Here is a 12,759-nt window from a genome sequence, read left to right as displayed (position 1 = left end):
GATCCAAGCGATCTTCGTATTCTCAGCGGATCAGATACCCCCGAACCTAGCCGAGCACCTGACGCCGGCCAGTGATCTGCGGACCGGACTAGAGCGGTCGGCCGATCAGATCCAAGTTCCGACCTTCATCGTCGGTGGATATCAGGACTTGTTCGCTCAGTCGCAGATGAAGACCTATGAGCAGATCCCACTGCCGCCGGGACAGAAACAGATCCTGATGAATGACGGCTTCCACGCGACAGTCGGTTCGGGTGCTGGTCGCCCGGGTGGACCCCCGCGACTGGATGTTTTGCAGCGTGCCTGGTTCGACAAGTGGCTCAAGGGCATCGATAACGGCATCGACCAGTTCGGACCGGCCACGCTGTTCCAGCAGGGTGGCGGTTGGACTACCGGTGACTACCCGCTGCCGGGCATGACTCACACCCGCCAGTACCTGTCCCCCGTGCCCAGCGGTACGACCGGTGTCGTCACTCACGATGGCTCTCTGAGTTCGGATATTCCGGCGGACGCCGCCGACCTCACTGTTGCTCCAGGGCTGTCCACTCTGTGTTCGCGCGATGCGGCACAGGCGACCGCGGGCGTGCTGTCGATCATCGACGGGTGTGCGAAAGACTCGCGCATCGCCGAAGTCGCTGCGCTGACCTTCACCGGTAAGGCCGTCGACTCACCGACTGTGATCTCCGGGCCGGTGGCGGTGCACCTGAACACCGTCCACGATGTCACCGACGGATATTGGAGTGTCACCCTCAATGATGTTGCTCCCGACGGAAATTCGAAGGTGCTGTCTTCCGGCCAGCTGATGGCGTCGTTGCGGGCGGTTGATGACAGTCGCAGTCGCAAATCAGCCAATGGTGACTACACCGAGCCGTACCAGTTCCTGGATCTCGAGACGCGGCAACGAACCGTCCCCGGTCAGGCGACCACACTCGATATCGGTTTGACCGGCGTGCATGCGGTCTTGCAGCCGGGACACCGGGTGCGGGTCGACGTCTATGCCTCGAACCTGCCCAGGGGCTTTCCGCTGCCGGCTCTGTTGATCGAAACGCAGCTTCGCCCACAGCATCTGGTACTCGACCCCAAGGCGCCGAGTTGGGTCAACGTGCCGCTGAGCAGGCCGATCTGACAACCGACTGACCAGGACGGTCCGGGTGGGCGACGGTGCCCGCCCACCCGGACTCGGGTTTTCGCACTCCTGATGGGCAACTCGGAGGAGGTAGTGGCACCGCGGTGTGCCGGAACGGCGGAGCCTTCACATATGGCACGATCGATAGGTGGGCTCGATACCGTCACATTCATCGCTTGCGCAACAGCGGCTACGGCCGGGCCCCAGCGCGTTGACCCGTGAGGAAGTGCTTGCCTCGCAGCGCGGACGACTCGGCTGGGCGGCTTTGAACGTCGTCGCGGAAAAGGGGTACCAGCAGACAACGGTCAGCGACATCGTCAAACGAGCCGAAGTCTCGCGCCGCACCTTCTACGAACTGTTCGCCGGCAAAGAAGACTGCTATGTCGCGGCCTTCGAGTTCACCGTCGAGGTCGTGCAGAACATGCTCAACTCGGCGCTGCAACCGTACACCGACCTCGACTGGACAATTCTTGTCCAGAAATCACTGCAGGAATACCTCGTGATTCTTGCCGACGAACCCAACCTCGCCCGCGCCCTGCACGTGGAAGCTCTCGCTGTAGGCCCCGCCCTCGCCGTGCATCGGGCGGGGATGAAAAAGGTCTTCGTCGACCGGATGCGTCGTGTGCACGGCATCGGCGTCGCACAGGGCGAACTTTCCGGCAACCCGCGCGAAGGAGTGCTGGACCTTCTCATCGGCGGTATCGACGATCGGATCAGAGATTGCATCGACACCACAGGACCACAAGGACTCCCTGGTATCGCTCCCGACTTGACCACCGCGGCCATCGCACTGATCCGAGCAAGCGCCGAGCCGACACTCTGACTACAGGTCGCGCCCGACCTGCAACCACGTTCTCCGAATTGAGCCGAGCTGGGTGAGGTCGGCAGTCCACCGGACGCTCATCGCGATCGGCCTTACTTCGGATCGCGTTCCGGTAGGGGTCTTTCCACGATGTCCGGGCGGCCGAGGGAGGTGCGGACTCGGCGTTTGGCGGCGGTGTAGACCTGGGCGGTTTCGGCGGCTACCACGTCCCAGGCGAAGTCGGCGGTGAGGCGTTCGCGGGCGGTGTGGGCGCGGGCCTGGGCGGTGGCCGGGTCGTCGAGGACGGCGCGGGTGGCGTCTACCAGGCCGTCGATGTCGGCGGGGGCGAAGGACGCGCCGGTGACGCCGTCGATCACCGCTTCGCCCAAACCGCCTGCGGTGGAGGCGATCAGGGGGACGCCCGCGGCGGCGGCCTCGAGGGCGACGATGCCGAAGGGTTCGTAGCGGCTCGGCAGGACGATCGCGTCGGCGCCGTGCAGCCAGCCGAGGAGTTCGTCGTGGCCGAGGCTGCCGACGAAGTGGACCGCGCGGGCGACGCGGTGCACGCGGGCGCGTTCACGCAGCCACTCGAACTGGGTGCCGACACCGGCGACGGTGAGCGTGGTGCCGGGGTGGGCGCGGCGGATGCGGGGGAGAGCGGCGATCGCGTCCTGCACACCCTTCTCGTACTCGAGGCGGCCGACGTAGAGCAGGCGCGGCGGGCCGGAGCGCGGCGCGCGGGAACGGAAGGTCCACGAGCCGACGTCGATGCCGTTGCGGATCACCGTGATCGGCGCGAGCTCGGGCCCGTAGAGCCGGTCGACTTCGTCCTGCATGGAGGTCGAGCAGGTGATGAGCTGATCGGACTCATTGGTCAGCCACCACTCCACCGAGTGGACCTGCTTGTTGACCCGGCCCGACACCCAGCCGCTGTGGCGCCCGGCCTCGGTGGCGTGGATCGTCGAGACGAGCGGCACGTCGTAGTACTCGGCGAGCGCGATGGACGGGTGCGCGACGAGCCAGTCGTGCGCGTGCACCACATCGGGCGTCCAGCCCTCGCCGACGCCGGGCTTGCCGAGCGCTACCCCGGCACGCACCATCGCGTGCCCCATGGCCAGTGTCCAGGCGAGCATGTCCTCGCCGAAGTCGAAGCACGGCGGGTCTTCGGCCACCGCGACGACGAGCACGCCGTCGGCGATGTAGGAGTGGGTGGGGTGAGTGACCGAGTCGGTCCCCGTCGGGCGGCGGGCCAGCACCACGACCTCGTGACCGGCCGCGGCCAGCTCGACGGCCAGGTGATGCACATGCCGACCGAGCCCGCCGACCACGACCGGCGGGTACTCCCACGACACCATCAAAATCTTCATGCGGATCCTTCAGCGGCGGCCGACGGGACGACGGTCGGCAACCGCCGCGCGTCCAGACCAGGGAAGAATCCGTCGGCCATCGCCCATCCTGCCGCGAGACGGGTCGCTTTGGCGAACTGACCGGCGCCGATCGCCTCGGCGAGCTCCCGGACGGCGTGCGCGTGTTCGTGCGCCCGATCGCGCGCGTACCCGGCGGCGGAGTCCTTGCTGACCATGAACGCCCAGTCGCTGGACACCGTGAGAATCGCCTCACGCAGCAACTGATCGGCGACCGGGTCGCGCAGGGATCCGTCGCGGCGCACCTTGTCGAGGGTGTCCAAGGCCAGGCGAACGATGTCGGCGTTGAGCGCGACGAGGTCGGCGACCTGGTCGCCCGCCCAGACCCGCCAGTCCTTGCCCGAACCCCACGAGGAGTCGTTGAGCTGCACAGGTTCGCCGACGAAGCCCTTCTCGCGGGCATCGGCGAGGGTGCCGACGTTCACCCCCGCTTCGGGCAGGGCGCGCAGCACTTGTTCGAGCCACTGCGGCCCTTCGTGCCACCAGTGCCCGAACAGCTCGGTGTCGAACGCGGCCACCACGAGGGCGGGCCTGCCGATCCGCGCGGACTCCTCGATCAGCCGGGCACGGACGGTCTCGACGAAGTCGGCGACGTCGCGGGTGACCGCTTCGGCCGCCAGCTCGGGATCGTAAGGGGCCTTGTCAGGACCGTCGACGGTCTTGCCCGTGACGCGCGAGGGTTTGAGCCCGGTCGCGTGGTCGTAGTGGTGGAAATCGCGGTAGGCGCTCTGGCCCGGGTAGCCCTGTTTCGGCGACCAGACCCGGTAACTCACGGCCAGGTCGCGCCCGAAGGCCACGACCTCGGAATCGCGGACCGGCCTGCCGAGCGAGGTGTCGCCGCGCAGCGAAGGGCCGTCGACCATGAAGTGGGTGATGCCCGCGGCGTCGTAGCCGCGTTCCATGCCGGGCGTGTAGCCGCATTCGGGTGCCCAGATGCCGGTCGGTGTGGTGCCCCAGCGCAGGCGCGCGTCGGCCAGGCCCTCGGTGAGCTGGAACTGGCGCAGGCGCGGATCGAGCAGCGGCTGGAACGGGTGCGCCAGCGGTCCGCCGAGCAGTTCGATCGCGTCGGCGTCGATCAGCGAACGCCAGACCGGCGAACCGCCGTGCTGCCAGTTCTGTTCGAAATCGGCCAGCGCGGTCGCGGCGAGCCGATGTTCGTGACGGCCCAGCGCCACATTCCCCGACATCGACGCCTCGTCGGCGCGCAACTGCCAGTTGCCCAGCCAATGGTGCATGCCCGCGAGGCAGTGTGGATCGTCGAGCTGCGCGGCGAGCACCGGTGTGATGCCGAGACTCAGTAGATGCGAACGGCCTTCGGCGGCGAGATTTTTCAGCACCTTGACCAGCGGCAGATAGGACGCGGCCCAGGACTGGTAGAGCCATTCCTCGCCGACCGGCCAGCGCCCGTGATGGGCGAGCCACGGCAAGTGGGAGTGCAGGACCAGCGTGAACTGGCCCGGCACGGCGGAGCGGGAATCGGTCAACGTGGTGCCTTTTCGGCGATCGCGACCAGATCCAGGCTCGCGTCGATATCGCCCGCGCGCAGGTCGAAATCATCGATGGTGACGGCGGCGACGTCGGCGGTGAGGTCGGCGGGCCACGGCTCACCGGCCAGCGCGCGCTCGATCTGGGCGTCGATGAACGACCCGCCGTGCTTGGCGTCCAGTGCTTTGAGGCTCGCGCCGTGGTGCACGCCCAGCATCTCGGAGACGGTGAACCCGGCCTCGACGAGCAGTTCGGTCAGCTCGGCGGCGTTGAGTTCGCGGGTGTGGAACGGGTTGAGGGGGGTGTCGCGACCGGGGGAGAAGGTGATCCGATTCGGGGTGCTGATCAGCAGCACGCCGCCGGGGCGCAGCACGCGCAGGCATTCGCGCAGGAACTGTCCCTGGTCCCAGAGATGTTCGATGACTTGGAAATTCACCACGACGTCGACGGACTCGTCGTCCAGCGGCAGCGCGGCGAGGTTGCCCTGGATCATCTGCACGCGCGGGTAGCGCGCGCGGACGTGCGCGACGGCGCTCTCGTCGTAGTCCAGACCGGTGACGCGCTGGGCGACGCCCGCGATCATGTCGGCGCCGTAGCCCTCGCCCGAGCCCGCCTCGAGCACGATCTTGCCGGTGCACCGATCGAGCAGGCGGGCATAGGCGATCTCGTGCCGGCGGAACCAGTAGTTCTCCTCGGCGATGCCGGGCACCGTCCGCTCGCCGGTCAACGGCAGTGGTTCATGTGTGGCGGCCACGGGTGCGGCAGGGATCACAGCCTCGCTCATTGGTCCGAGGTTACTGGTACCGCCGGTTCACGCAGGAGTCAGGGACCTCTTGCGCAGGTAGGTTACCCACGAGTAACTTAGCGTAGGGTAGTGTTCCGATCTGAGCTAGATATCTCACACGGACGTACGGCTCAGCTCGTGCGGCCCCACCACACACGTGTCCCCAGAAGGAGGTCGACGAAGACCGATGCCGAACATCGTCGTACTCATCAAGCAGGTCCCCGACACCTGGTCCGAGCGCAAGCTGACCGATGGTGACTACACCCTCGACCGCGAGGCCGCCGACGCGGTGCTCGACGAGATCAACGAGCGCGCCGTCGAGGAAGCGCTGCTGATCAAGGAGGCCCAGGGCGGTGAGGTCACCGTGCTGGCCGCCGGTCCTGACCGCGCCAACGAGGCCATCCGCAAGGCGCTGTCCATGGGCGCCGACAAGGCCATCCACATCAACGACCCGGCGATCCACGGCTCCGACGCCGTGCAGACCGCCTACGTGCTGGCCGCCGCGCTCGGTCAGGTCGAGGGTGTCGAGCTGGTCATCGCCGGTAACGAGGCCACCGACGGCCGCGCCGGTGCCGTGCCCGCGATCATCGCGGAGTACATCGGCATCCCGCAGCTGACGCACCTGCGCAAGCTCACCGTTGACGGCGACAAGATCACCGGCGAGCGGGAGACCGACGAGGGTGTCTTCAAGCTCGAGGCGTCCCTGCCTGCGATCGTCTCGGTCACCGAGAAGATCAACGAGCCTCGCTTCCCCTCCTTCAAGGGCATCATGGCCGCGAAGAAGAAGGAAGTTCTGGTCTTCACCCTGGCCGATCTGGGCGTCGACCCGGAGACCGTCGGTGTCGCCAACGCGGGCACCCAGGTCACCGGTGCCACCCCGAAGCCGGCTCGCACCGCGGGCGAGAAGATCGCGGACGAGGGCGAGGGCGGCAACCAGATCGCGTCCTACCTCATCGGTCAGAAGATCATCTGATCCGGCGCCGTCCGAGACTTCCAAGGAGAAAGAACTAATGGCTGAAGTACTTGTGCTCATCGAGCACGCCGACGGTGCCGTGAAGAAGGTCAGCACCGAACTGCTCACCGCCGCCCGTGCGCTGGGCGAGCCCGCCGCCGTCGTGACCGGTCCCGCCGGTACCGCCGACAAGCTGGCCGCCGCGCTGGCCGCCGGTGGCGCCGAGAAGATCTATGTCGCCGAGTCCGACGACATCGAGGGCTTCCTGGTCACCCCGAAGGTCGACGTCCTGGCCGGCCTGGTCGATTCCGCCGCGCCCGCCGCCGTGCTGGTCGCCGCCTCCGCCGAGGGCAAGGAGGTGTCGGGCCGCCTTGCCGCGCGCATCGGCTCCGGTCTGCTCGTCGACGTCATCGGCGTCAACGCCGACGGCTCCGCTGTGCACTCCATCTTCGGTGGCGCGTTCACCGTCGAGGCCAAGGCCACCGGCGACGTGCCGGTGATCTCGGTGCGCCCCGGCGCCATCGAGGCCGCTCCGCAGGCCGGCGCGGGCGAGCAGGTCGTCGTCGAGGTTCCGGCGCAGGAAGACGGCGTCGTGAAGGTCATCTCGCGTGACCCGATCGTCGGTGGCGACCGCCCCGATCTCGCCGAGGCGAGCATCGTGGTCTCCGGTGGCCGCGGTGTCGGTTCCGCCGAGAACTTCTCGGTCGTCGAGGCGCTGGCCGACTCGCTGGGTGCCGCTGTCGGCGCCTCGCGTGCCGCCGTCGACTCGGGCTACTACCCGGGCCAGTTCCAGGTGGGTCAGACCGGCAAGACGGTCTCCCCGCAGCTCTACATCGCACTGGGCATCTCCGGCGCCATCCAGCACCGCGCCGGCATGCAGACCTCGAAGACCATCGTCGCTGTCAACAAGGACGAGGAAGCACCCATCTTCGAGATCGCCGACTACGGCATCGTGGGCGACCTGTTCAACGTCTCCCCGCAGCTGACCGAAGCCGTGAAGTCCCACAAGGGCTGATCACCACCCGGTCGGTTCGACCTCGGCCCGCGAAACCCGTTCCTGCGCCAGCGCAGCCCGGTTTCGCGGGCCGTTGCCGTTTCCCCGACCGGGCACGGGGCGCTGAGCGGTCGACCTCGCACATCGAGCGGGGCCGGTCGCGGAGTCGGCCACCGTCGCGAAGGCGTGTGGCGCAGGTACTTCGGTGGACCTCGCCGACGGCGGGTAGCGTGCGAGTCGTGTTGGAATCGGGGGCGGGCTTCGCTGGGTATCGCTTGGAGCGGGTGCTCGGGCAAGGGGGGATGGGCACGGTTTATCTGGCCGAGCATCCTCGCTTGCCGCGCAGTGTCGCGCTGAAATTGCTGAATCGGGAGTTCTCGGCCGATCAGGAATTGCAGCGGCGGTTCGAGCGGGAGGCCGATGTTGTCGCGCAGCTGGATCATCCGAGCATCGTCGGGGTGTACGACCGTGGCAGCGATGACGGGTATCTGTGGATCGCGATGCAGTTCATTCGCGGAACCGATGCCGCCACGTGGGATTCGCGTGCGCACGAGCCGGGGGTCACCGCGCGCCTGATCGGGGAAACGGCGTCGGCACTGGACTACGCCAACCAGCACGGAGTGCTGCACCGTGACGTCAAGCCGGGCAACATCCTGATCGCCGACGCCGAACACGGTCGTGAAATCCGGGCGGTACTCACCGATTTCGGGATCGCCCGGGTGGCCACCGCCAACACTCAGCTCACGGCGACGGGTACCTTCACCGCCACCCTCGCCTACGCCTCGCCCGAGCAGCTCTCCGGTGAGATCGTCGACCACCGCAGCGACCAGTACTCGCTGGCCTGCACCCTGTTCGCGATGTACGCCGGGCATCCGCCCTATACCGCGACCAACCCCGGCCAGGTGGTAGCGGGACACCTGTCGCACCCGGTGCCGCGACTCACCACGGTGAGAACGGATCTGCCGCCCGCGGTCGACGACGTCATCACCCGTGCGATGGCCAAGCGGCGTGACGAGCGGTTCGGCAGCGCAACGGAATTCACCGAGGCGATCCGGGATGCGCTCGAGGGCAGGCATGTCGCCGCGCCGACCGTGCGTCGGCCGTGGACCGACCCCGCGCACCAGGTCCCAGGATCCGGTGAACACGCGCAGCGACCGTGGACCGATCCCGCCCGGCAGTGGCACGGCTCCGGCGGACATCCGCAGCAGCCCGTCCTCCCGTCGTATGGTCACAGTGAACAGGTGCACAGCCCGCAGGTGCAGGGCGCCGGTGGGCACCCACAACCCGGCTGGGGGCGCGCGGAATACGGTGCGCCGGTGGGTGATCCGCGGATGTACCCGATGGTGGCGGGCAATCAGTGGTACCAGGCCCCGGTCGGCGGCCCGGAGCCGTCGAAGGCCGCCGCGTTCTTCGTCGGCATCGTGACGCTGCTGTTCAGTCTGTCGATCGCGGCCTTCCTGATCTACGGCATCACCGAAACCCTCGACGAGATCGACCGGGGCAAGGATCCGAGCGGGTCGTTCATCGCGATCGCGATTCTCACCGTCGTCGTCGCGTTCACCGGCAGCGGCGCGGTGTTACTGCTCTGCGCGCGCACCGCCGGTCGTGTCATGTCGATCATCACCGCGGTGCTCGTCGGGCTCTTCGCGCTGTTCGGGGTCATCGGGTCCGCGGTGGGCGAGGTCTACGCCGCCACCGCCGCCAGTGCTGCGGTGTTCGTCCTCGCGGCGGCGCTGGTCGGTTTCGCGGCATCATCGTCGACCGGGCGCTGGATCCGCTATCGCAAGGCGGTGCGCGCGAGTCGTTGGCGATGACCTGCGGTTCAGGCGGCGGTCAGTAGGGTGGGCTGATGTCGTCGGGGCGTGTGGCGGTGGTGCTGCCATCTTCGGTCGAGGAGACGGTTCGCGCGGTGTTCGGTGCGGCCGGGGCGCGGTGGATCGATGCGTTGCCCGAGGTGGTGGCCGGGTTGGCCGCGCGGTGGGGGCTGACGGAGTTCTCCGCCCCGTTCGGTGGCGGAACGCATGCCTATGTGGCGGCCGCGCGGCGCGTGGGCGGGGCATGGGTGGTGTTGAAGGTGCCGATGGTCGACGAGGAGAACGTCGCCGAGGCCACCGCGCTGCACAGCTATGCCGGCGACGGTGCGGTCCGGCTGCTCGATTTCGACCCGGCCAGCGGTGCGATGCTGCTCGAGTGGGCCCGTCCGGGCACGGAATTGCTCACCCAGCCGGGGTTCCCGAGCCTGGAGGGGCGACCGGAGAACGCCGACAAGGTGGCGTTCGCCTGCGGGTTGTATCGCCGACTGCGGCGTCCCCGGACCGCGGTTCCCGCCGGTTTCCCGGAATTGCCCATGGCCACCGATATCGTGACAGGTCTCCGTGCGCGGCTGGCCGATCCGGAACCCGCACTGGCCGAACACATCTCACCCCTGCTGCGAGAACGGGCAGCGCGCAGGTGTGCCGAGTTGAGCGAGCCGGCCGGTGAACTGCTGATCGTCAACCGCGACACCCATCTCGGCAATATCGTGGCCGCCGAACGTGAACCATGGCTGCTGATCGATCCGAAACCCTGCCTCGGCGAAGCCGCCTTCGACGCGGGCTTCCTGATCATGATCCAGGTCCAGACGACGCCGACCCCCGAACACGCGCGCGCCGTCGTCGTCACGACCGCGCGTCACCTCGATGTTCCGATCGACCGCGCGGGCGCCTGGGCCTTCCTGCGCGCGATCGAGGAGATCGTCTGGTCGGTCGAGGACGGCGACGACGGCACTCTGCCACTGCACGTGGCGGTCGCGACGGCGCTCGCGGGCGACCCGTGGCGATCCGGCGATCCGACCTGAACGGCCGGGGCCACCACGATTCACGGCCGGTGCAGCGCATCCAGCAGGGTCTGCACGATCGGGTTCTCGCGGGCGTCCTCACGCAGGACCGCTGACACCGGGATGCGAAGGCGGTGGTCGGTGAGGTCGAGGGTGAGCAGGCCCTTGGTGGGGCCCTCGTAGAGGATCGTCCAGGACTCGGGGCGGTTGAGCAGTTCCATCGTGGCGGTGTGATCGGGCGGAATCGGCGGGCCGAAGGTGGGTCCGGTCGGGAGGTCGGCGAAGGCGGAGCGGATCAGTGTGTGCAACAACACCTGCTCCTGCTCGGGCGGGAGCAGCAGGGGATAGGGGCTCAGATCGGCGAGGGTGACCGCGCCGCGTTCGGCCAGCGGGTGATTGCTCGAGATGGCGATCACCAGGTCCTCGACCCACAGCTGTTCCACCGCGAGGCCCGGCTGCTCGACACTGCCGCGGATCAGCGCCAGATCGCAGTCGCCGTCGGCCACCGCGGTGATCCGCTGACGGAAGGGCTTGATCACGTATTCGATCTCGGCGTCGGGATGGGCGGCCCGCGCGGTGGCGATCGCCGACAGCGACGGCGCGGCGAAAGACATGTTCGCGGCCAGGCGGATGCGCGGTCCGGTGGTGCGCACGGCGGCACGGATCGCCGATTCCAGGCTCAGCATCTGCTTGGCCAGTGGCAGCAGGCGCGAGGTCGCGTCGGTCGGGACGACGGCGCGGGTGGTGCGCTCGAACAGTTGCGCGCCGAGGTCACGTTCCAGTCTCGCGATCTGGTGGCTGATCGCGGATTGGGAGATGAAGCAGCGGTTGGCCGCGCGGCTGAAACTGAGCTCCTCGCAGACGGCCACGAAGTAGGCCAACTGTCGAAGTTCCACCAGGTACCTCCTATTGATTAGTTATACAGATAAGAGTCATCTCTATTATGCGCCCAGGCAGTGGAAACATCTTCGTTCCGCATCGCGTTTACTCATAGGAAAGGATTTATTACCGATCTGGAACGCGATCTTGGAGCGAGTGATCATGGAACACACAGATGTCGTCATCGTCGGCTCGGGCTTCGGAGGCCTGGCCGCAGCCAAGCAACTGGCCAAGTCACGAGTCGGTGTCGTGCTGATCTCGAGCACGCCCGAACACCTGTTCCAGCCGCTGCTCTATCAGGTGGCGACCGGCGTGCTCGCGCCCGAGGAGATCGCGCCGCCGATCAAGAACGTACTGCGCCGCCACCCCGAGATCGACGTCCGCCTCGGCAAGGTCACCGGTATCGACGCCGAGAACGCGGTCCTCACCTACGAGACCGCCGATGGTCCCCGCCAGATCGCCTACGCCTCGCTGATCGCCGCCACCGGCGCCAGCCAGAGCTACTTCGGCCGCGACGACTTCGCCGAGAAGACCTATTCGCTCAAGACCATCGACGACGCCCAGCGCCTGCGCGACCAGATCGCTCACGTGTTCGCCTTGGCCGAGGGTGCTGACGAGGTGACCAGGCACCGCCGGCTCAGCTTCGTGGTGGTCGGTGCGGGCGCGACCGGTGTCGAGGTGGCCGGCCAGATCAAGGAACTCGCGAAACGGCACTTCCACCAGCAGGTTTCGGTGACCCTGGTCGAGGGCGCCGGCGAGGTGCTGCCGCCCTTCGGCGGCGGGCTCTCGGAATACGCGAAACGCTCGCTCACCGACAGCGGCGTCGAGGTGCTGCTGGGCACCTTCGTCACCGACATCGACGAGGGCAAGGTGACGGTCAAGGACAAAGAGGGCATGGAGCGCCGGATCGCCGCCGAGACGGTGGTGTGGTCGGCGGGCGTGCAGGTCGGCGGCTTCGCGACCTTGCTCGCCGAGGCCACCGGCGCCGAGACCGACCGCGCGGGCCGCATCCTGATCAACCCCGACCTGACCGTCGGCGGCCACGCCGACATCTACGCCATCGGCGACATGACCTCGCTCAACGGCTACCCCGGCCAGTCGCCGGTCGCCATGCAGGAGGGTCGCCACGCCGCCGACATCATCCGGCGCAAGAAGGCCGCGGGCACGCCGTTCGTCTACTGGGACAAGGGCAGCATGGCCGTGATCAGCCGCTTCAGCGCGGTGGTGAAGCTCAACGAGCGTGTGACGTTCAAGGGCACCATCGCCTGGGCGATGTGGTTGGCCGTGCACCTGATGTACCTGGTCGGCTTCCGCAACCGCTTCGCCGCGGTGGCGGGGTGGCTGGTCGCGTTCATCGGGACGGCGCGCCCCGGCTTCGACGAGGCCGAGCGCGCTGAGGCCGAGCGGGCGAAGGTCGAGCCGGCGAAGGCTGAACCGGCGAAGGCCGAGTCGGCGGACGCCGATCGCGCCGACGACATCGTTGCGGCGACCACCAAGGAGC

11 protein-coding genes are annotated in these 12,759 nt (G+C 67.9%); 7 read left to right on the top strand and 4 right to left on the bottom strand.

Annotated elements, in window-relative coordinates; all coding sequences use genetic code 11:
• Window position 1: 1 nt before the first annotated feature.
• Window positions 2-1,123 (top strand): CocE/NonD family hydrolase, encoded by a 1,122-nt coding sequence (locus tag ACFWF3_RS07510; RefSeq protein ID WP_379312897.1) that lies wholly within the window; start codon window positions 2-4, stop codon window positions 1,121-1,123.
• Window positions 1,124-1,349: 226 nt separating this feature from the next.
• On the top strand, window positions 1,350-1,946 hold the full coding sequence (locus tag ACFWF3_RS07505; protein ID WP_379312896.1) for a TetR/AcrR family transcriptional regulator: 597 nt from the start codon (window positions 1,350-1,352) through the stop codon (window positions 1,944-1,946).
• 92 nt (window positions 1,947-2,038) lie between these two features.
• Here ACFWF3_RS07505 and ACFWF3_RS07500 read toward each other — a convergent pair whose 3' ends face one another.
• The 3 genes from ACFWF3_RS07500 to ACFWF3_RS07490 are packed head-to-tail and all read right to left on the bottom strand — an operon-like array spanning window position 2,039 to window position 5,618.
• A complete protein-coding gene (locus tag ACFWF3_RS07500; RefSeq protein ID WP_379312895.1) occupies window positions 2,039-3,292 on the bottom strand; it encodes a glycosyltransferase family 4 protein in 1,254 nt (417 codons plus the stop codon).
• Entirely contained in the window at window positions 3,289-4,833 is a 1,545-nt protein-coding gene (locus ACFWF3_RS07495) for a 1,4-alpha-glucan branching protein domain-containing protein (RefSeq protein WP_378991551.1), read from the bottom strand. Before ACFWF3_RS07495 ends, ACFWF3_RS07500 begins: the two co-directional genes overlap by 4 nt.
• The gene (locus ACFWF3_RS07490; protein WP_378991552.1) at window positions 4,830-5,618 is read right to left on the bottom strand and encodes a class I SAM-dependent methyltransferase; all 789 of its coding nucleotides are present in this window, start codon (window positions 5,616-5,618) and stop codon (window positions 4,830-4,832) included. Before ACFWF3_RS07490 ends, ACFWF3_RS07495 begins: the two co-directional genes overlap by 4 nt.
• Window positions 5,619-5,805: 187 nt before the next feature.
• On the opposite strand from ACFWF3_RS07490, the gene ACFWF3_RS07485 reads away from it, so the two are divergent.
• The 4 genes from ACFWF3_RS07485 (at window position 5,806) to ACFWF3_RS07470 (ending at window position 10,400) form a co-directional block, all read left to right on the top strand.
• On the top strand, window positions 5,806-6,591 hold the full coding sequence (locus tag ACFWF3_RS07485; RefSeq protein WP_067449214.1) for an electron transfer flavoprotein subunit beta/FixA family protein: 786 nt from the start codon (window positions 5,806-5,808) through the stop codon (window positions 6,589-6,591).
• A gap of 37 nt (window positions 6,592-6,628) precedes the next feature.
• The gene (locus ACFWF3_RS07480; RefSeq protein ID WP_378633270.1) at window positions 6,629-7,585 is read left to right on the top strand and encodes an electron transfer flavoprotein subunit alpha/FixB family protein; all 957 of its coding nucleotides are present in this window, start codon (window positions 6,629-6,631) and stop codon (window positions 7,583-7,585) included.
• A 218-nt stretch (window positions 7,586-7,803) separates the two neighbouring features.
• Entirely contained in the window at window positions 7,804-9,378 is a 1,575-nt protein-coding gene (locus ACFWF3_RS07475; RefSeq protein ID WP_379312894.1) for a protein kinase, read from the top strand.
• A gap of 35 nt (window positions 9,379-9,413) precedes the next feature.
• Window positions 9,414-10,400, top strand: coding sequence for an aminoglycoside phosphotransferase family protein (locus ACFWF3_RS07470; RefSeq protein WP_379312892.1), 987 nt, complete (start codon window positions 9,414-9,416; stop codon window positions 10,398-10,400).
• 20 nt (window positions 10,401-10,420) lie between these two features.
• Here ACFWF3_RS07470 and ACFWF3_RS07465 read toward each other — a convergent pair whose 3' ends face one another.
• Window positions 10,421-11,275, bottom strand: coding sequence for a LysR family transcriptional regulator (locus ACFWF3_RS07465; RefSeq protein ID WP_378633279.1), 855 nt, complete (start codon window positions 11,273-11,275; stop codon window positions 10,421-10,423).
• A 145-nt stretch (window positions 11,276-11,420) separates the two neighbouring features.
• Between ACFWF3_RS07465 and ACFWF3_RS07460 the strand changes: the two genes are divergently transcribed.
• On the top strand, window positions 11,421-12,759 hold a 1,339-nt coding region (locus tag ACFWF3_RS07460; RefSeq protein WP_379312891.1), incomplete at its 3' end, for an NAD(P)/FAD-dependent oxidoreductase.

The sequence above is a fragment of the Nocardia sp. NPDC060220 genome, assembly GCF_042727815.1.
Classification (GTDB): Bacteria; Actinomycetota; Actinomycetes; order Mycobacteriales; family Mycobacteriaceae; genus Nocardia.
The sequence above is the reverse complement of the archived record's forward strand: the minus strand, read 5'-3'. Positions and strand labels throughout refer to the sequence as shown.